We start from the raw sequence: 18,637 nt of genomic DNA, 5'->3' as shown, positions 1-18,637 counted from the left end.
GAGGGGCGAATTCGGGGATATCGGGGCGTAGGCCTGAGTATTCATCTCTGACAGGCCGCGTGGCCTCCCCACTAAATTCGGGGGGATTACCCGCGGGACCGGTTGACAGGACCGGCCCCCCGCCACATCGTCGCGGTGCCTTGGTTCTCGCGGCGATCCCGCGGGCGAAGAGGGAAGCCGGTGCAAGTCCGGCGCTGCCCCCGCAACTGTGAGCGGCGAGCCATCTGCCATGCCACTGGTCTCCGGGCCGGGAAGGGGCAGCCGGCGTCCGAGCCGCGAGCCAGGAGACCTGCCGGGCCTTGACGACCATCCCGGGCGGCGGGCCCGGAGGCATGGAACCGTGCCCTCGCGCCGGGATCAGCCACCATTCCGCCTTCCGGTCAAGCGACCGAAGGAGTGGCCATGGAGCCGAAAGACACCACCCTGAACGAAGCCTTCAAGGGCTTCACCAACCGCGAATGCCCGTTCCTGCCCTGCCATCCGGGTGTGAAGCGCGAGTTCAATTGCCTGTTCTGTTACTGCCCGCTGATCGCCTACGAGTGCCCCGGGCCGTATGAGACCTACACCGACCGCAACGGGCTGGTGCGCAAGGACTGTTCGGCCTGCACCTTGCCGCACGATGGCTATTTGCAGTCGTGGAACTTCATCCAGAAGTGGCTGGAGTTTCCGCAGCCCTGGTCGGGTCAGCCGCAGACCGACCCGCCGACGCCTCGGCCCAATCCGGTCGAAGGCGCGGCTGAGGCTGCGGCCGAGGCGCATCGCCGCCACCGCGAGGGCTAGCGCGCGAGACCCAGCAGTGCGTCGAGATCGAGGTCCGCCTCGATCTCGTCTGCCAGCCGGTCGAGCGCCGCCTCGATCCGCGCGGAATGGTCCCCGGCCGATCCGGCGCCGCCCATGGCGTGCAGCACATGCGCCCGGAAGGAGCCGGAGCCGAATATCCCGTGCAGGTAGGTGCCCATCACCCGCCCGTCGGCCGAGACCGCGCCCTCGGGCCGGCCGTCGAGGTCGAGCCACGGCCGGGCGAGGCCGGGGCCGTCTGTCACCCCCATGTGCATCTCGTAGCCGGTGACGCGGGCGCCGCTGATCGCATCCGTCGCGGCGATCTCGCACAGCCGCTTGGACGGGCCGATCACGGTGTCGATGTCCAGGAGCCCAAGGCCCTCGGTCTCGCCTGGCGGACCCTCTACTCCGTCGGGGTCGCGCACCCGCCGCCCCAGCATCTGGAAGCCTGCGCAGATCCCCACAACCCGGCCGCCGCGGCGTTGGTGGGCGAGGAGGTCAATGTCCCAGCCCTCGGCCCGCAGCGCCTTGATCGCCGCGCGCGTGGATTTCGCGCCCGGCAGCACCACCAAGGCGGCCTCGGCCGGCAGCGGATGGCCGGGGCGAACCCAGCGCAGATCCGCCCCCGGTTCGGCCGCCAGCGGGTCGAGGTCGTCTGCATTGGCCAGACGCGGGATCTCGGGGACCGCGATCACCAGACCGCGCCCGGGCCGCCGCGCTTGATCCAGCGCCAGCGAATCCTCGGCCGGCAGCGCGCGGGCGGCCTCGGACCAACGCAGCAGACCCATCACCGGCCAGCCGGTGCCGGCACGGATATCCTCGGCGGCGGGAGCGAAGATCGCCGGATCGCCGCGGAACTTGTTCACGATCACCCCTGCAACTCGGGCGCGCTCGGCTTCTGTCCACAGCAGATGGTGCCCCAGAACCGCCGCCGTCACTCCGCCGCGCGAGTCGTCGGCCAGCAGCACCGCAGGCAGGTCCGCGGCACAGGCCAGACCCATGTTCGAGATGTCCTGCGGGCGCAGGTAGCGTTCGGCACCGCTGCCCGCGCCCTCGACCAGCACGAGGTCGCGTCCCTCGCAGAGCCGGTCGAGGCTTTCCACCACCTGAGGCAGCAGGGCGGGCTTCAGCCTCTGGTAGTCGGCCGCCGAGAGCCGGGCATGAACGCGGCCCTGCACCACAACCTGCGCGGTCACGTCGCTGTCGGGCTTCAGCAGCACCGGGTTCATGTCGCTCAGGGGCGCCAGCCCGGCCGCGCGGGCCTGCAGGGCCTGCGCGCGACCGATCTCGCCGCCGTCTGCGGTGACGGCGGCATTGTTCGACATGTTCTGCGCCTTGAAGGGCGCGACCTTCAGCCCCCGGCGGGCAAAGGCGCGGCAGAGGCCCGCCACCAGCAGGCTCTTCCCCACGTCCGAGCCGGTGCCGAGCACCATCAGCCGACGCGCCCTCATCGCGCCAGCGCCAGCAGCGCGTCGAGGTCGAGGTTCGCCTCGACATGGTCGGCCAGCGCCTCCAGCGCCGCCTCGACCTGAGCCGCGTGATCGAACCCCGAGGCCTGGCCCCCCATCGCCTCCAGCCAGTGCGCCCGGAAGCCGTCGGCGCCGAAGATCCCGTGGACATAGCTGCCCATCACCCGCCCGTCGGCCGAGACCGCGCCCTCGGGCCGGCCATCGAGGTCGAGCCACGGCCGGGCGAGGCCGGGGCCGTCCGTCACCCCCATGTGCATCTCGTAGCCGGTGACGCGGGCGCCGCTGATCCTGTCGGTTTCCTCAAGCGTCAGAAGCCGCTTCGAGCGGCCGATCACCGTCTCGACATCCAGCAGCCCAAGGCCTGGCGTCTCGCCCGGCGGACCTTCGATGCCGTCGGGGTCCGCGACGCGCCGGCCCAGCATCTGGAACCCGGCGCAGATCCCCACCACGCGGCCCCCGCGGCGGTGATGGGCGCGGATATCGGTGTCCCAGCCGTTGGCCACCAACTCCTGCAGCGCCTGCCGGGTGGTCTTCGACCCCGGCAGCAGCACCACGTCGATGCCCTCGGGGATCGGCTCGCCGGGGCGGATCCAGCGCAGATCGACCCCGGGCTCGGACGAGAGCGGATCAAGGTCGTCGAAATTGGCGACGCGGCTGAGTTGCGGCACCGCTATCCGCAGCCCCGCGCCGTCGCTGCGCAAGGGCCGCGCCAGCGCCAGCGCATCCTCGGCCGGCAGGAGCGTCGCGGCATCGAACCAGCGCACAACGCCCAGCAGCGGCCAGCCGGTATGCGCGGTCATCACCTCGCAGCCCGGGGCATATAGCGCGAAGTCGCCGCGGAACTTGTTGACGACATAGCCACGGATGCGGGCGCGTTCTTCTGCGCTGTGCAGCATCCAGCTTCCGACCACCGCGGCCAGCGCGCCCCCGCGGTCGTTATCGGTCAGCAGCACCACCGGCAGGTCGGCCCTTTCCGCCAGCAGCATGTTGGCGATGTCCGAGCGGCGCAGGTGAACCTCGGTCGCGGCCCCCGCGCCTTCGACCAGCACCAGGTCGGCTTCGGCCGCGACGCGGGCGAAACTGTCCAGGATGGCGGGCATCATCAGCGGCTTTAACTCGTGGTAGTGCTTCGCCGGCCAGTTCCCGAGTGCGCGGCCGCGCAGCACCACCTGCGAGCCTGCCAGCGCCTGCGGCTTCAGCAGCACCGGGTTCATGTGGATCGAGGGTACCACCCCCGCCGCCCGCGCCTGCAACGCCTGGGCGCGACCGATCTCGCCAAGGATCGGGCCGTCCGGTCCGGGTGGCAGATCGCTGTCAGCTGCCACGGCGGCGTTGTTCGACATGTTCTGTGCCTTGAATGGCACGACCTTGAGGCCCCGGCGGGCATAGGCGCGGCACAGGCCAGCCACCAGCAGGCTTTTGCCCACGTCGGAGCTTGTGCCCTGGATCATCAGCGCGCGCGCCCGGCGCGGCGGGGCCGGATCGAGCAGGGGCACGTCGATCTGCGGCAGGGCAGGCGGATCAAGGCGAGTCATGGTGCCTCCGAGGCGATGAGATGAAAGAAGGAGCCGGTCACCTGGCCCCGGCGCGCGCCGGTTTCGGGCACCGGGTTGGCCTCGGCATCGGTGACGCGGGCAAGCGGTTCGTCGGGCTGGGCGAGAATGGTCGAATAGTGGAATTCGTGCCCGCGCAGCGTCGTGCCGGGGGCGTGGCCGGGCAGCGTGGCCAAAAGCTTGGCCCGGCGGTAGCCCAGATGCAGCCTGCGCTGTTCGTAACTGGAGACAAGGCCCAGAAGGCCGGTCATGGCGTGGCGCTGGCCATGGGCATCCACCAGACCCTCGCCCAACACCATGTAGCCGCCGCATTCGCCATGAACGGGGCGGGTTTCGGCGTGGCGGCGAAGCCCTTTGTGGAATGTCGTGGCGGCTGCAAGTCGGCCTGCGTGCAGCTCCGGGTAGCCGCCGGGCAGCCAGACGAGGTCGGCCTCGGGCGGGGCCTCGTCGGCCAGCGGCGAGAACGGCACGATCTCGGCGCCCGCCGCATGCCAGCCTGCGATCAGATGCGGGTAGATGAAGGAAAAGGCCGCGTCCTGCGCCAGCGCGATCCGCTGCGCCGGTGGCCGCGGCAGCGGGCCGGGATTGGGGGCACAGGTCGGCCGGGCCGCGGCGCGGATCGCCCCAAGATCGGCGTGGTCGCGCAGCAGCGCCGCAAACCGGGCGATCGCGCCTTCTAGGTCGACATGCTCGCCCGCCTGCACAAGGCCAAGGTGCCGCTCGGGCAGGGAAAGGTCGCTGCGCCGGGGCAGCGCCCCCAGCACCGGCAGGTCAAGCCGCGCCATCTCGCGCCGGATCATCAGTTCATGGCGCGCCCCCGCGACGTTGTTCAGGATCACGCCGGCGAAGGTCGGCGCATCGGGATGCCGCGCAAAGCCAAGCGCGGTGGCCGCCGCCGACTGCGCCGTGCTGGCCACATCGATCACCAGCACGACCGGCCAGCCAAGATGCCGCGCCATTTCAGCGCCCGAGCCCCGGCCCCAGGCGCCGGGCGCCGAGGTGCCATCGTAAAGCCCCATCGAGGCCTCGGCGAGGGCCAGGTCAGCCCCTGCTGCGCGCGCGGCAAGCGCCGCGATCAGGGCAGGCGCCATCGACCAGCCGTCGAGGTTATAAGAGGGTCGCCCGGCTGCCGCGCGATGAAAGGCGGGGTCGATATAGTCGGGGCCGTTCTTGAACGGTTGCACCGCCAGCCCCGCATCGCGGAAGGCGCGCAGCAGCCCCAGCGTCACCGTCGTCTTGCCCGATCCCGATCCCGGCGCCCCGATCATCAGCCCCGGCGGCAGCTCCGCCCGCAGCGCCGGTGGCAGCATGGCCCCGGATGGTCCCGTCGAGGGGGTCTTGTCGTTCAACATCCGAACCTTCCCGTGTCGGAGGGACGGCGCGCGACGGCGGCGAGAGCCGGAAACCGGAACTCGTCGCCGGAACACCCCGTCCGGTCAGCGTCATGTGGCTGGCAGGTCTACCGGCTTGCGGATGTGGGGCCTTTCGGCCGCGCTGCCGAAGGCCAGGATCGAGGTCAGGCTCTTGGCCCCGAACCTCTGGATCAGCAGACCCAGCGCCAGCCCGACGGTCGCCGGCGCCGCACCGAGGATCAGGAACAGGGTCGAGCCGAGAATCAGGTGAACCTCGGAGACGCCGACCGGGTAATGCGGAAATATCTCGAAGAAGGCAAAGACCGCCGCGGTCGCGATCATGCAGCGCGGGGCAAGCCCCTTCTCGCGCAGGGCATGCCAGCCGAGCGTCAGCGCATAGCCGCCCGCGGCCGCTGCGGCGGCAAAGCCCAGAATGGCCCTGGTTCCGGTCACCAGACCGGGTTCGATATGCATGTCGTCCTCCTGACCGTCATCCCCGACGGCGTTTGGGGTTGGGCCGGTATCCCGGCAGTGGCGGCGCGTATGCGCCTGACGGCAGGTCTCCTGACTCGCGGGTCGTGGCCGTCCCCGAACCTTCCCAGCCATCGGCCAGTGGTGTCCATCGGGGCGGCTCTCCGCTCACAGTTGCGGGGGCAGTCGCGGCCTCGGGGTTGCCCCCTCACCGTGTTCCCTTTTCATCTCTCGGGCCGTGCGACCCTCGAGAACCGTCGCGTCATCGCGTGACAGATCGGGACCGCCCCGTCAATGCGCTGCCGCAGGTAACTTGTGTAATAATATAATATAACATATCATCCGATCCACCCGATGCTGGAGGAGCCTGCGATGACCGACACCCGCCTGCCTGTAACTGTGCTTTCCGGCTTTCTGGGCGCCGGCAAGACAACGCTTCTGAACCACGTCCTGGCCAACCGCGAGGGGCTGCGCGTCGCCGTCATCGTCAACGACATGTCCGAGGTGAACATCGACGCCGACCTGATCCGTGCGGGCGGCAGCCTGTCGCGCGGCGAGGAACGGCTGGTGGAACTGACCAACGGCTGCATCTGCTGCACGCTGCGCGACGACCTTCTGACGGAGGTGCGCAAGCTGGCCGAGGAGGGCCGTTTCGACTATCTGCTGATCGAATCCACCGGCGTGTCCGAGCCACTGCCCGTCGCTGCCACATTCGAGTTCCGCGATGAGGAGGGCTGCTCGCTCTCGGACATCGCACGGCTCGACACGATGGTGACGGTGGTCGATGCCGCGAACATCACCCGCAACTTTTCGGCACAGGACTTCCTGAAGGACCGCGGCGAGGCGCTGGGGGACGAGGACGAGCGCAGCCTTGTCCAGCTTTTGACCGAGCAGATCGAGTTCGCCGACGTGATCGTCCTGAACAAGGTCTCGACCGCGACGCCCGTGCAACTGGCCAGCGCGCGGGCAATCCTGCGGGCGTTGAACGCCGATGCGGCGATCCTCGAGGCCGACCACGGCCGTGTTCCGCCGCACGCGATCATCGGCACCGGGCGGTTCAGCTTCGAGGCCGCCCACCGCCACCCGACCTGGGTGAAGGAGCTTTACGGTTTCGCCGACCATATGCCCGAGGATGCCGAATATGGCATTACCAGTTTTGTCTGGCGGGCCGAGCGGCCGTTCGACCCGGCGCGAATCGCCGAGTTCTTCGACACGCCGCTGCCGGGTGTGATCCGTGCCAAGGGGCATTTCTGGATCGCAACGCGGCCTGACTGGGCGGGCGAGTTCTCTGTTGCCGGGCCGATGGTCGAGGTGAAGGGGCTCGGCCTCTGGTGGGCCGCCGTGCCCGAGGCGCACTGGCCGCCCGAGGCGCGCGAGCGGATGGCCGCGCGCGTGGCGGGCGAGTTCGGCGACCGGCGGCAGGAGATGGTCTTCATCGGGATGCTGGGCGAGATGAACCGGGAACGGATCTCGGCCATGCTCAACCGCTGCCTCGTGCCCGAAATCCGTTTCGCTCCCGAGGTCTGGGAGGGGCTGCCCGACCCGTTCCCGCGCTGGGGCCGCGCGGCATGAGGCGCAACCTACGAACGGCGCTGCGTCTGCTTGGGCGCGAGAATGCGATGCTGGCGCATGACCGTCTGCCGCCTGCCGCGCGGATCTGGGTGACGCAGGCGGTGCTGCCCTGGTCCGCGACTTCGGTGCGGCGGATCTGGGGGCGCGCGCTGGCCCGTTCGGGCAGCGAGGCGGCGGCGCTCGCCGCCCTCGCCGCAGCCGAGGCTGCGACACTGGCCCGAGAGGCGCGCCGCGGACCTTCCGCAGGTTGTTTTGACAGACGCCACACTTTCGCCCATCACGGGGGGGCTTTGGCTCCCGCTGTGTCTCTGCGAGCCAAGAGCGAAGCCGGCGGAAATCCGGCACTTTCCCCGCAGCTGTTAGAGGCGAGCCCTGCTTCGTAACTACTGGCCCCCGGGCTGGGAAGGGAAGCCGCACGCCCGAGCCACAAGCCAAGAGACCTGTCAGGGCCACAGAGACGACCACGAGCAGAGGCCCCGGGGGCGGTCACATCCTCATCAGAGTCGGCTTTCGGGTTGTCGGCGCGTATTCCTCATCTTCCGGGTCTGCCAGGGGGGCTCCGCTCGATCTGGCGGCCTGGTTCACCGCCTCAGGCGTCGCGACATCCCTCTTGAGAAACGGGCGAAAGTTAGTGATGCCCGGAGGGGCGGCATATCATGGCGGTGTTCAGACGCCGTCAATTCTCAGCCGAGAAAGGGATATGCCTCAAGGTTCAAGCTGCGGCTATTTCAGTGTGATCGAAACCGATCAGAAGGTGCAGGCAGTAGCTTAAATCACGCCGAAATCTGTCCAAAGATCGGGGGGATAATGTTGTCCGATTGTGCGACTTTTAGCTTGACCTGACTAAAACGCTCAGCTTTAAGCGGGGTCGTACGACAAACCGGAGATATCCATGATCGCCCGTATCCTTCTTGGCAGTGTCGCCTCTCTTGCCGTCCTGGCCCCCGCTCTGGCTGATGAGGTGAACGTCTATTCGCACCGCCAGCCCGAACTGGTGCAGCCGCTGTTTGATGCCTTCACGGCGGAAACCGGCATCGCCGTGAATGTGGCCTTCGTTGACAAAGGCATGGTCGAACGGCTTCAGGCCGAGGGCGCGCGCAGCCCCGCCGATCTGGTGATGACGGTCGATATCGCGCGGCTGGCACAAGTGGTCGATGCGGGCGTGACCCAGGCCGTCGCCTCGCCCGTGTTGGAGGCCGCGATCCCGGCCGAATTCCGCGATCCCGCCGGGCACTGGTTCGGCCTCACCTCGCGCGCGCGCATTGTCTATGCCAGCAAGGACCGCGTGGCCGAAGGGGATGTGACCAGCTATGAGGATCTCGCCGATCCGAAATGGCAGGGCCGCATCTGCACCCGCTCCTTTACCAGCGACTATAACGTGGCGCTGACCGCGGCCTATCTGGCCCACCATGGCGATGCCGCAACCCGGATTTGGCTGGAGGGGCTCAAGGCCAATCTGGCGAAAAAGCCCGATGGCAACGACCGCAGTCAGGTCAAGTCGATCTGGGCGGGCGAATGCGACATCAGCCTGGGCAACACCTATTACATGGGCCAGATGCTGGCCGACCCCGAACAAAAGGCCTGGGCCGATTCCGTGCGTATCCTGTTCCCGGTGTTCGAGGGTGACGGTACGCATCTCAACATCTCCGGCGTGGCGATGACGGCCGCGGCGCCGAACAAGGACGCCGCGCTGAAGCTGATGGAATTCCTGGCCTCTGATGCGGCACAGGCGATCTATGCCGAAACCAACAACGAATTTCCGATCAAGCCGAGTGTCGCGCGGTCCGAACTGGTGGCGAGCTGGGGCGAGTTCTCCCCCGACAGCCTGAACCTGACCGAGGTCGCCAAACTACGCCCCGCCGCGCTGAAACTGATCGAAGAGGTCAATTTCGACGGCTGATGCGCGGGGCCTGAACCTTGGCCTCCGCGGCACCACCGCGGGGGCTTTTTCATGGCTGGACAGGGCGCAGCCCCCGCGCCAGTCTGCGCCCCTGAAGGAGAAGCTGCCATGACCGCGCCGCGCAAGATCATCATCGACACCGACCCCGGTCAGGATGACGCGGTGGCGATCCTGCTGGCACTGGCCAGCCCCGAACTGGAGGTTCTGGGCCTGACCTGTGTTGCAGGCAACGTGGCCCTGCCGCTGACGGCGCGCAATGCCCGCGTGGTCTGCGAACTGGCCGGGCGGCCCGATCTGCCGGTTTTCGCCGGCTGCGCCGCGCCGCTGCGGCGCGATCTGGTCACGGCGGAATATGTGCATGGCAACAGCGGGCTGGATGGCATCGTGCTGCCCGAGCCTGCGATGGCGCTGCAACCCGTCCACGCGGTCGAGTTTCTGATCGAGAGCCTGCGTGGCCAGCCCGCGGGCACCGTTACGCTGTGCCCGCTGGGGCCGCTGACCAACATCGCCACGGCGATGACCCGCGCGCCCGACATCGTGCCGCGCATTGCGGAAATCGTGCTGATGGGCGGCGGCTGTTTCGAGGGGGGGAACGTCACCCCCGCCGCCGAATTCAATATCTACGTCGATCCCGAGGCCGCGGACATCGTGTTCAAATCCGGCGTGCCGCTGGTGATGATGCCGCTGGATGTGACGCACAAGGCGCTGACCACCCGCGCGCGGGTGGAGGCGTTCCGCGCGCTGGGCACACAGGCGGGGCACGCGGTGGCCAGTTGGACCGATTTCTTTGAACGCTTCGACATGGCGAAATACGGCAGCGATGGCGCGCCGCTGCACGACCCCTGCGTGATCGCCTATCTGTTGCGGCCCGACCTGTTCTCGGGTCGCCATGTGAATGTGGAAATCGAAACCCTCAGCGCACTGACGCGCGGCATGACCGTGATCGACTGGTGGCGCGTCACCGACCGGCCCGCCAATGCAATGGTGATCGGCGATGTCGATGCCGATGCCTTCTTTGCCCTGCTGACCCAGCGGATCGGGCGGCTCTGACCGGCTTACGCCTCGGCCACGAATTGCGCGGCGACAATGGCCCAGCCCGCCGGCCCCGCGGCCAGCGTTGCGGCCAGCACCGCGCCCACCCGGCCCGCATCGCTGCCATCGGCATGAACCAGCCCCGACAGCACATAGCGTTGCAGCACCACCGCCGCCCCCGGCCCGACGGGGCGCATCTTGCCCCGCCCGGTGACCAGGCGGGCGCGCGCAAAGGCGCCGGAAAATTCGCCCGCCAGCACCTCGGCAATCTCGGCCCGGCCTTCGGCCGCAGCCCCGGTCAGGGTCAGGAAATCGGCATCTTCGGCGAACAGATCGGCCAGCGCCACCGCATCGCGCGCGCCCCAGGCGGCGGCAAAGGCGCGTGGCAGGTCGGCGGGGTCGGGCAGGGTCATGCCGCGCCCCCTGGAACCAGCTTGCCGGGGTTCAGGATGCCGTTGGGGTCAAGTGCCGCCTTGATCGCACCCATCACCTGCCAGCCCTGCCCATGTTCGGCCGCCATATAGCCGCGCTTGCCGATCCCCACGCCATGTTCACCCGTCACCGTGCCACCCATCGCCAGCGCACGGTCCGCCATCCGGCCAGCCAGCCGCCTGGCACGGGCCAGATGGTCGGGGTTGTCGCGGTCCAGCAGCAGGATGGCATGGAAATTGCCGTCGCCCACATGGCCCAGAATCGGCCCCTCGATGCCCTCGGCCTCGATATCGGCGCGCGTTTCGGCCACCGCCTCGGCCAGCCGTGAGATCGGCACGCAGATGTCGGTCACCAACCCGATCGAGCCGGGTCGCGCCGCGAGGCAGGCGGGGTAGGCGTTGTGGCGCATCTTCCACAGCGCGGTGCGCGCCTCGGTCGTGCTGGCCCAGTTGAAATCGGCCCCGCCCATTTCGGCCACCACCTCGCCAAAGGCGCGGGCCTGTTCGGCCACACCGGCCTGCGAGCCGTGAAATTCCACCAGCAGATGCGGACGCTCGGGCATTTTCGTGCCCGCATAGCTGTTGAAGACGCGGGCTACGGCCTCATCGACAAACTCGATCCGCGCCATTGGAATGCCCATCTGGATCGTCGCCATCACGGTCTGCACCGCCGCCTCGAGACTGTCAAAGGCGCAGACCGCGGCGCTGATCGCCTCGGGCTGGCCGTGAAGCCGCAGCGTCAGTTCGGTGATCACCCCGAGCGTGCCCTCTGACCCCAGCATCAGCGCCGTCAGGTCATAGCCCGCCGCCGATTTCGCCGCGCGCGAGCCGGTGCGGATGACGCGCCCGTCGGCCAGCACCACCTCAAGCCCCATCACGTTGTCGCGCATCGAGCCATAGCGCACTGTCGTGGTGCCGCTGGCGCGAGTGGCGGCCATGCCGCCAAGGCTGGCGTTGGCGCCTGGATCGACCGGGAAAAACAGGCCGGTGGCGCGCAACTCCTCGTTCAATTCCTGCCGGGTCAGGCCGGGTTGCACCACCACCTGCATATCCTCGGCATGAAGCTGCAAGACCCGGTTCATCCGGCTGAAATCCAGCGTCAGCCCGCCCTCGACCGCCAGTGCCTGCGCCTCAAGCGAGGTGCCCGCGCCCCAGGCCACCACCGGCAGGCCATGGGCGTTGCAGATCGTCAGAATCGCCGAAACCTCGGCGGTCGTTTCGGGAAAAGCCACAGCCTCGGGCGGGGTCGGGGGATACCACGCCTCGGATCGTGCGTGCTGGTCCAGATCGGCGCGCGAGCGGCTGAGCCGGTCGCCCAGCAGGGCGGCGATTTCGGCTAGGGCATCGGCGCAGTTTGGGGGGCGGGACATCGGCTTTCTCCGGCTCGGGATCGGGCGCGACACTAGGCGCAAGGCCGCGGCAGCGGAAGGGGGGCCGGGAGGCGGGGGCGGAAAATCGCGTGGTCAGATCGCCGCGCAGGCGCGTTCCAGCCACTCGCGCGTGGCAGGGCTGACGCGCGGGCCGATCCGGTCCAGCACTGTGGCGTGATAGGCGTTCAGCCAATCGCGCTCGGCCGCCGACAGCAGCGAAAGGTCGATCAGGCGGGTGTCGATCGGCACCCATGTCAGCGTTTCAAAGGCCAGCATCGGGCGATCATCGGCGCCGGGCAGGGCGGGCGCCACGGTCACCACGATCAGGTTTTCCAGCCGGATGCCAAAGGCACCCTCACGGTAATAGCCCGGCTCGTTGGACAGGATCATGCCGGGTTCCAGCACCACCTCGGACAGCCGCGAGATGCGCTGCGGCCCTTCGTGAACGCACAGATATGCGCCCACGCCGTGGCCGGTGCCGTGGTCATAATCCAGCCCCGCCTGCCACAGCGCCACCCGCGCCAGCGGGTCAAGATCGCGCCCCGCAAGCCCGCGTGGAAAGCGCGCGCGCGAAAGGGCGATCAGCCCCTGCAATACGCGGGTAAAGGGGCCGCGCACCGTATCAGGGGCCGGACCGGTGGCGACGGTGCGGGTGATGTCGGTGGTGCCGTCGGGGTATTGGCCGCCCGAATCGATCAGCACCACATCGCCGGGGGTGATGGCGCGGTCGGTGGCCTCGGTCACGCGGTAATGCACGATTGCGCCATGTGGGCCCGCGCCGCAGATCGTGTCAAAGCTGATCTCGCGCAGGCAGCCGGTTGCGGTGCGCGCGGCCTCCAGCCGCCGCACCAGATCGGTTTCGCGCAGCCCGCCGTTTGGCGCCTCGGCCGCAAGCCAGCACAAAAATTCGGCCATGGCCGCGCCATCGCGCAGATGCGCCGCGCGCATCCCGCCGATTTCGGCGCTGGTCTTGCGCGCCTTGGGCAGCAGGCAGGGGTCGGGGGCAAAGGCCACCGGTACATCGGCCTCGGCCAGTTCGCGCACCACCTGCCGCGGTGCCGAGGCAGGGTCCACCCGCACCGGCCCGGTCAGCGCCCGCAGCGCTGGCAGAAACGCCGCCTCGGGGCGCAGGTTCACATCGGGCCCCAGATGCGCGCGCACCTCGGCGCCGAATTTGGCGGGCGCGGCAAACAGGCTCAGATGCCCGGTATCATGCAGGATGGCAAAGGCCTGCACCACCGGGTTGCGGGCAATATCGGCGCCGCGGATGTTCAGCAGCCACGAGACGGAATCGGTCAACGTCAGCACCGCTGCGCGCTGCCCTGCGGCGCGCAGGCCCGCCGCCAGTTCGGCGCGCTTGTCGGCGCTGGTGCGGCCCGCCAGCGCATCGGAATGCACCTGCACCGGGCTCGCAGGTGCGGGCGGCTGATCAACCCAGATAGAATCGACAAGATTCTTGCACGGAGAAAGGGTTATCGGGCTTTCCTCAAGCTCTCTCTCAAGTTGCGCAATCTCTTTTTCGCTGTGCAGCCAGGGGTCATAGCCGATCCGCCCGCCGGTCAGATGCGCCATCAGCCAGGCGGCGGGCTTGGTTTCGGGCCAGTTCACCGGGGCGAAATGCACCAGGTCCACCTCGGCGCGAACCTGCACGCGGTAGCGCCCGTCGATGAACACGCCCGCCTGATCGGCCAGCACGATGGCAAAACCCGCCGAGCCGGTGAACCCCGTCAGCCAGGCCAGCCGGGCATCGCGGGGGGCGACATATTCGCCCTGATGGGCATCGGCGCGCGGCACCACAAAGCCTGCCAGCCCCTCGGCCGCCATCATCGCGCGCAGCAGGGCCAGCCGGGGCGGGCCATCTTGCGGGCGGGTCGTGGGGCTAAAGGATTGCAGCATCACATCGCCTTGCGAATGCCGATCATCCGCGCCCGCGCGCGCGGGTCTTTGTCGAACAGGCTGGCGAGTTGCTCGGTCATGGCGCCGGCCAGTTGATCGACATCGGTGATGGTGACGGCGCGCGGGTAATAGCGCGTCACGTCATGACCGATGCCAATGGCGATCAGCTCCACCTGACGCCGCCGTTCCACCATGGCGATCACGTCGCGCAGGTGCTTTTCCAGATAATTGGCAGGGTTGACCGACAGCGTCGAATCATCCACCGGCGCGCCGTCGGAAATCACCATCAAGATCTTGCGCGCCTCGGGGCGGCTCACCATCCGCCGATGCGCCCATTCCAGTGCCTCGCCGTCGATGTTTTCCTTCAGCAGGCCCTCTTTCATCATCAGGCCCAGATTGGCGCGCACCCGGCGCAACGGCGCATCGGCGGCCTTGTAGATGATGTGGCGCAGGTCGTTCAGCCGGCCCGGCTGTTGCGGCCGCCTGGCGGCCAGCCAGGCCTCGCGGCTTTGGCCGCCCTTCCAGGCGCGGGTGGTAAAGCCCAGAATCTCGACCTTGACCGAGCAGCGTTCCAGCGTGCGCGCCAGGACATCGGCGCAAATTGCTGCAATCGAGATCGGCCGGCCCCGCATCGACCCGGAATTGTCCAGCAGGAGCGTCACCACCGTATCGCGGAACTCGGTATCCTTTTCCACCTTGAACGACAGCGGCGTGGTGGGGTTTGCCACCACGCGCGCAAGCCGCCCGGCATCCAGCACACCCTCTTCGAGGTCGAATTCCCAGGCGCGATTCTGCTGCGCCTGAAGCCGGCGCTGCAACTTGTTGGCCAGCCGCGACACGGCGCCCTTCAGCGGCTCCAACTGCTGATCAAGATAGGCGCGCAGGCGTTCCAGCTCGGCCGGCTCGGCCAGGTCTTCGGCGCGGATTTCCTCGTCGAAGGCTGTGGCATAGGCGGTATAAAGGGGGTCGGCCTCGGAATGGGCGGGGGGGGGCGGCTCCAGCGGCGCGTCCGATTGCGGCGCCTCGATCTCTTCGTCGAATTCGGCATCGGCCAGATCGTCGGGGCTGACATGGGCCTGCGCCTGATCCTGCTGCGCCTCCTGGCTGCGGTCGGGGCTGGCCTCGCCCGCATCCTCGCTGTCGTCCGAGGATTCGCTGTCCTGCGACTCGGGCTGGTCCTGGTCTTCCTCCGCCTCGCCGTCGTCTTCGTCGCCGATGTCGGGGTCATCGCCCAACTGGTCGCCATAGCCCAGATCGGTGATCAATTGCCGCGCCAGCCGTGCGAAGGCCGCCTGATCGGCCAGCACCTCATCGAGCGTGTCCAGATGGCCCTCGGCGTGCTGTTCGATGAAGGGGCGCCACAGGTCCATCACATGCGCGGCTGCGGCGGGCAGGGCGCGCCCGGTCGCCAGATGACGCACCAGATAGCCCGCCGCAACCGCCAGCGGCGCATCCTCGCGCGTGCGGATCTGTCCATAGCCCTTGCGCTCGGCGTCATGGCCCAGCCGTGCAAAGGTGTTGGTGGCGGTGCCGGGCATGTCGCGCGCGCCCAAAGCCTCGCATCGCGCGGTTTCCATCGCCTCATAGAGATCACGCGCAATACCGGCCTGCGGCGCATAGCGGGCGAAGGTTTCGGCATCCCGATGGCGCAGCCGCAGCGCAAAGGCATCCGCCGTGCCGCGCGCCAGCAGCACCTCGTCGTGCGTCATCCGGCGGCTGACCTGCGGCAGGCGCATCGTATCACCCGCCAGCCCCGGCGGATCGACGCTAAAGCTGACGGTCAGATCGGCCTCGTCAGCCAGCGCCTTGGTCGCCTCGGCCAGCGCCTTCTTGAACGGATCGGCGGGGTTGTCAGAGGGTTTCATGCCACCAACCCCGGCCGCCGCCCGCCTCGGCGTGATCCGCGCACCGTTTCACCGGATCGCCTGCGCGGCGGCACTTTCGGGCAGTTCCTCATCGAACAGGCGCTGATAGAATTCGGCCACGGTCTGCCGCTCCAGCTCGTCGCATTTGTTCAGGAAGGTCAGCCGGAAGGCATAGCCCACATTGCGGAAAATTTCGGCATTCTGTGCCCAGGCGATGACGGTGCGCGGGCTCATCACGGTGGACAGGTTGCCATTCATGAAGGCGGTGCGCGTCAGGTCGGCCACATGCACCATCTGGCCGATCGTCTTGCGGCCCTTGTCGGTGTTGTAATGCGGGTTCTTCGACAGCACGATCGCTGTTTCGGCGTCGTGCGACAGATAGTTCAGCGTCGCCACCAGGCTCCAGCGGTCCATCTGGCCCTGGTTGATCTGCTGCGTGCCATGGTAAAGACCGGTCGTGTCGCCCAGGCCCACGGTGTTGGCGGTGGCGAACAGCCGGAAATAGGGGTTGGGCGTGATGATCTCGTTCTGATCCAGCAAGGTCAGCTTGCCATCGGCTTCCAGCACGCGCTGGATCACGAACATCACATCGGCGCGGCCGGCGTCGTATTCGTCGAACACAATGGCGGTGGGGTTGCGCAGCGCCCAGGGCAGGATGCCTTCGTGAAACACCGTCACCTGCTTGCCATCGACCAGCTTGATCGCATCCTTGCCGATCAGGTCGATACGCGACACATGGCTGTCAAGGTTGACCCGCACGCAGGGCCAGTTCAGCCGCGCGGCGACCTGTTCGATATGGGTCGATTTGCCGGTGCCGTGATAGCCCTGAATCATCACGCGGCGATTGTAGGCAAAGCCTGCCAGAATCGCCAGCGTCGTGTCGGGGTCGAACTTGTAGGTCGGGTCAAGGTCGGGCACCCGGTCAGAGCGGTCGGCAAAGCCCCTCACCTTCATGTCGGTGTCGATCCCGAAGACCTCGCGAACCGAGATGTCTTCGGTGGGTTTTGCATTTTGTTCCAACATGTCGTCCGCCATTGTTCCGCGCATTCGCCGATTTGTGGAACATAACGGCGGGGGGCGCAAGGGCAAGGGCGCGGCGCTAGCGGGCTTTACGGTAATGCGCCAGAACGTGCAGCCGGATCGCGGTCGCCAGCCCGCACTCGGCACCGCGCGCGGTGTCGATCTCGGCGGCCAGCTCGTTGATGCCCCGGCCCGACGCGGCGGCGATCTCGCGGAAGGCGGCCCAGAATTCCGGCTCCAGCGATACGCTGGTGCGGTGCCCGCCCAGGGTAAGAGAGTGTTTTTCGGGCCGGCTCATTCCGGCTCCCGCCGGTGGGCATCCAGTTCGGCGCGGGCCTTGGCGGCCTGTGCCTCCTCAAGGTCGCGCTGTGCCTTGGTGCGTCCGAACTTTGCCGCGTTTTCATCGGCTTGCGCGCGCTTTGCTGCGCGCGCAAGGGTCTTTTTGGCCTGCCGAAGGTTGATCACTTCGGTCATCTGATCAGTCCTCGGGGCCGATCATCTGGTCGGGGCGCACAACCCGGTCAAAGGTTTCGCCATCGACATAGCCCAGCGCAATAGCCTCTTGGCGCAGCGTGGTGCCGTTCTTGTGCGCCGTCTTGGCGACCTTGGTTGCCGCGTCATAGCCGATGGTGGGGGCCAGCGCCGTCACCAGCATCAGGCTTTCCTTCATCAGCTTGTCGATCCGCGCGACATTGGCCTGTGTGCCGACCACCATGTTATCGGTGAACGACCCTGCCGCGTCGCCCAGAAGCTGCATGGATTGCAGCACGTTATAAGCCATCATCGGGTTGTAGACGTTCAGTTCGAAATGGCCCTGACTACCGGCAAAGCCCACGGCGGCGTCATTGCCCATCACATGCGCGCAGACCATGGTCAGCGCCTCGGCCTGGGTCGGGTTCACCTTGCCTGGCATGATCGAGCTGCCCGGCTCGTTTTCCGGCAGGATCAGTTCGCCCAGCCCCGACCGCGGGCCCGATCCCAGCAGCCTCATGTCGTTGGCGATCTTGAACAAGCTGCCCGCCACCGTCTTCAGCGCGCCCGAGAACATCACCATCGCATCATGCGCGGCCAGCGCCTCGAACTTGTTGGGCGCGGTCACAAAGGGCAGGGCGGTGATTTCGGCGATCTTGGCGGCAATCGCGGTATCCCAGCCCTTTTTCGTGTTCAGTCCGGTGCCCACCGCGGTGCCGCCCTGCGCCAGTTCGTAGATGTCGGGCAGGCACATTTCCACCCGTTTGATGCCCATGGCGACCTGATGGGCGTACCCCGAAAACTCCTGCCCCAGTGTCAGGGGGGTGGCGTCCTGGGTATGGGTGCGGCCGATCTTGATGATATCCTTGAACTCTTCGGATTTTGCGGCCAGCGCGCCGTGCAGCTTGCGCAGGCCCGGCAGCAGCACATCGCGCGCCATCATGCCGATGGCCACATGCATGGCCGTGGGAAAGGTGTCATTCGAGCTTTGGCCCATGTTCACATGGTCGTTCGGGTGAACCGGCGTTTTCGAACCCATCGCCCCGCCAAGAATTTCAATCGCCCGGTTCGAGATCACCTCGTTGGCGTTCATGTTGGACTGCGTGCCAGAGCCGGTCTGCCACACCACCAGCGGAAAGTTGTCGTCGAACTTGCCCGCCACCACCTCTGCTGCGGCCTGCACCATCGCGCGGCCAAGGGCGGGGTCAAGCTTGCCGGTGGCCATGTTGACCTCGGCTGCGGCCTGTTTGATCACCCCCAGCGCGCGGATGATCGCCACCGGCTGGCGTTCCCAGCCGATCGGGAAATTGATGATCGAGCGTTGCGTCTGCGCGCCCCAGTATTTGTCGGCGGGAACCTCCAGCGGGCCAAAGCTGTCGGTCTCGGTGCGGGTTGCGGTCATGCGGAAACCTCCTGAAACTGTTGCGCGTTTCTTAGGGGGCGGCGGCTGGTTTT

The 18,637-nt window shown here is 67.7% G+C and carries 15 protein-coding genes, 2 pseudogenes and 3 riboswitches; of the genes and pseudogenes, 5 read left to right on the top strand and 12 right to left on the bottom strand.

The genetic code is table 11. The features are described 5' to 3' along the window. Positions 1 to 124 precede the first annotated feature (124 nt). A riboswitch (cobalamin riboswitch) is annotated at positions 125 to 311 on the top strand. Between the two features lie 91 nt (positions 312 to 402). Beyond that, positions 403 to 780 carry a cysteine-rich small domain-containing protein gene (locus tag C5F46_RS00170; RefSeq protein WP_107323341.1) on the top strand — a complete coding sequence of 126 codons (378 nt, stop codon included), beginning with the start codon at positions 403 to 405 and terminating at the stop codon, positions 778 to 780. Here C5F46_RS00170 and C5F46_RS00165 read toward each other — a convergent pair. From C5F46_RS00165 to C5F46_RS00150, 4 genes and pseudogenes are all read right to left on the bottom strand, one after another. Further along, entirely contained in the window at positions 777 to 2,231 is a 1,455-nt protein-coding gene (locus tag C5F46_RS00165; protein ID WP_107323340.1) for a cobyric acid synthase, read from the bottom strand. The genes C5F46_RS00170 and C5F46_RS00165 overlap by 4 nt on opposite strands. Next, positions 2,228 to 3,784 carry a cobyric acid synthase gene (locus C5F46_RS00160; protein ID WP_107323339.1) on the bottom strand — a complete coding sequence of 519 codons (1,557 nt, stop codon included), beginning with the start codon at positions 3,782 to 3,784 and terminating at the stop codon, positions 2,228 to 2,230. Before C5F46_RS00160 ends, C5F46_RS00165 begins: the two co-directional genes overlap by 4 nt. Next, the gene (locus tag C5F46_RS00155; RefSeq protein ID WP_107323338.1) at positions 3,781 to 5,112 is read right to left on the bottom strand and encodes a cobyrinate a,c-diamide synthase; all 1,332 of its coding nucleotides are present in this window, start codon (positions 5,110 to 5,112) and stop codon (positions 3,781 to 3,783) included. The genes C5F46_RS00160 and C5F46_RS00155 overlap by 4 nt, the downstream gene beginning before the upstream one ends. A 228-nt stretch (positions 5,113 to 5,340) precedes the next feature. Beyond that, positions 5,341 to 5,628, bottom strand: a pseudogene (locus C5F46_RS00150) (energy-coupling factor ABC transporter permease); the annotation flags it as partial. Positions 5,629 to 5,691: 63 nt separating this feature from the next. Then, positions 5,692 to 5,898, bottom strand: a riboswitch (cobalamin riboswitch). 99 nt (positions 5,899 to 5,997) lie between these two features. Here C5F46_RS00150 and C5F46_RS00145 point away from each other — a divergent pair. From C5F46_RS00145 to C5F46_RS00130, 4 genes and pseudogenes are all read left to right on the top strand, one after another. After that, complete coding sequence (locus tag C5F46_RS00145; RefSeq protein WP_107323472.1) at positions 5,998 to 7,197, top strand: GTP-binding protein; 1,200 nt, start codon at positions 5,998 to 6,000, stop codon at positions 7,195 to 7,197. Beyond that, positions 7,194 to 7,364 (top strand): annotated as a pseudogene (locus C5F46_RS16975) (DUF6525 family protein); the annotation flags it as partial. The gene C5F46_RS00145 and the pseudogene C5F46_RS16975, both read left to right, overlap by 4 nt. 107 nt (positions 7,365 to 7,471) lie before the next feature. Beyond that, positions 7,472 to 7,659, top strand: a riboswitch (cobalamin riboswitch). Positions 7,660 to 8,089: 430 nt separating this feature from the next. Then, the gene (locus tag C5F46_RS00135; protein WP_107323337.1) at positions 8,090 to 9,097 is read left to right on the top strand and encodes a Fe(3+) ABC transporter substrate-binding protein; all 1,008 of its coding nucleotides are present in this window, start codon (positions 8,090 to 8,092) and stop codon (positions 9,095 to 9,097) included. Between the two features lie 108 nt (positions 9,098 to 9,205). Then, positions 9,206 to 10,147, top strand: coding sequence for a nucleoside hydrolase (locus C5F46_RS00130; RefSeq protein WP_107323336.1), 942 nt, complete (start codon positions 9,206 to 9,208; stop codon positions 10,145 to 10,147). Between the two features lie 5 nt (positions 10,148 to 10,152). Here the strand turns inward: C5F46_RS00130 and C5F46_RS00125 are convergent, their stop codons facing one another. The 8 genes from C5F46_RS00125 to fumC form a co-directional block, all read right to left on the bottom strand. Continuing rightward, positions 10,153 to 10,542 carry an SgcJ/EcaC family oxidoreductase gene (locus C5F46_RS00125; RefSeq protein ID WP_107323335.1) on the bottom strand — a complete coding sequence of 130 codons (390 nt, stop codon included), beginning with the start codon at positions 10,540 to 10,542 and terminating at the stop codon, positions 10,153 to 10,155. Next, a complete protein-coding gene (locus tag C5F46_RS00120) occupies positions 10,539 to 11,930 on the bottom strand; it encodes an FAD-binding oxidoreductase (RefSeq protein ID WP_107323334.1) in 1,392 nt (463 codons plus the stop codon). Before C5F46_RS00120 ends, C5F46_RS00125 begins: the two co-directional genes overlap by 4 nt. A gap of 93 nt (positions 11,931 to 12,023) precedes the next feature. After that, positions 12,024 to 13,826, bottom strand: a complete 1,803-nt coding sequence (locus C5F46_RS00115; protein ID WP_107323333.1) for an aminopeptidase P family protein — start codon at positions 13,824 to 13,826, stop codon at positions 12,024 to 12,026. After that, positions 13,826 to 15,691, bottom strand: coding sequence for a cobaltochelatase subunit CobT (gene cobT, locus C5F46_RS00110; RefSeq protein WP_107323332.1), 1,866 nt, complete (start codon positions 15,689 to 15,691; stop codon positions 13,826 to 13,828). The genes C5F46_RS00115 and cobT overlap by 1 nt, the downstream gene beginning before the upstream one ends. A 48-nt stretch (positions 15,692 to 15,739) precedes the next feature. After that, positions 15,740 to 16,726, bottom strand: a complete 987-nt coding sequence (cobS, locus tag C5F46_RS00105; RefSeq protein WP_107323331.1) for a cobaltochelatase subunit CobS — start codon at positions 16,724 to 16,726, stop codon at positions 15,740 to 15,742. 64 nt (positions 16,727 to 16,790) lie between these two features. Continuing rightward, positions 16,791 to 17,009: a ribbon-helix-helix domain-containing protein gene (locus tag C5F46_RS00100; protein ID WP_107323330.1), complete on the bottom strand. Its 219-nt coding sequence runs from the start codon at positions 17,007 to 17,009 to the stop codon at positions 16,791 to 16,793. After that, complete coding sequence (locus tag C5F46_RS00095) at positions 17,006 to 17,185, bottom strand: DUF4169 family protein (protein WP_107323329.1); 180 nt, start codon at positions 17,183 to 17,185, stop codon at positions 17,006 to 17,008. Before C5F46_RS00095 ends, C5F46_RS00100 begins: the two co-directional genes overlap by 4 nt. Before the next feature lie 4 nt (positions 17,186 to 17,189). Further along, positions 17,190 to 18,584, bottom strand: a complete 1,395-nt coding sequence (gene fumC / locus C5F46_RS00090) for a class II fumarate hydratase (protein ID WP_107323328.1) — start codon at positions 18,582 to 18,584, stop codon at positions 17,190 to 17,192. Positions 18,585 to 18,637: the final 53 nt, after the last annotated feature.

It is taken from the genome of Phaeovulum veldkampii DSM 11550 (assembly GCF_003034995.1).
Classification (GTDB): domain Bacteria; phylum Pseudomonadota; class Alphaproteobacteria; order Rhodobacterales; family Rhodobacteraceae; genus Phaeovulum; species Phaeovulum veldkampii.
Note: the sequence above shows the minus strand (reverse complement) of the source record. Positions and strands in the feature narration are given on the sequence as shown.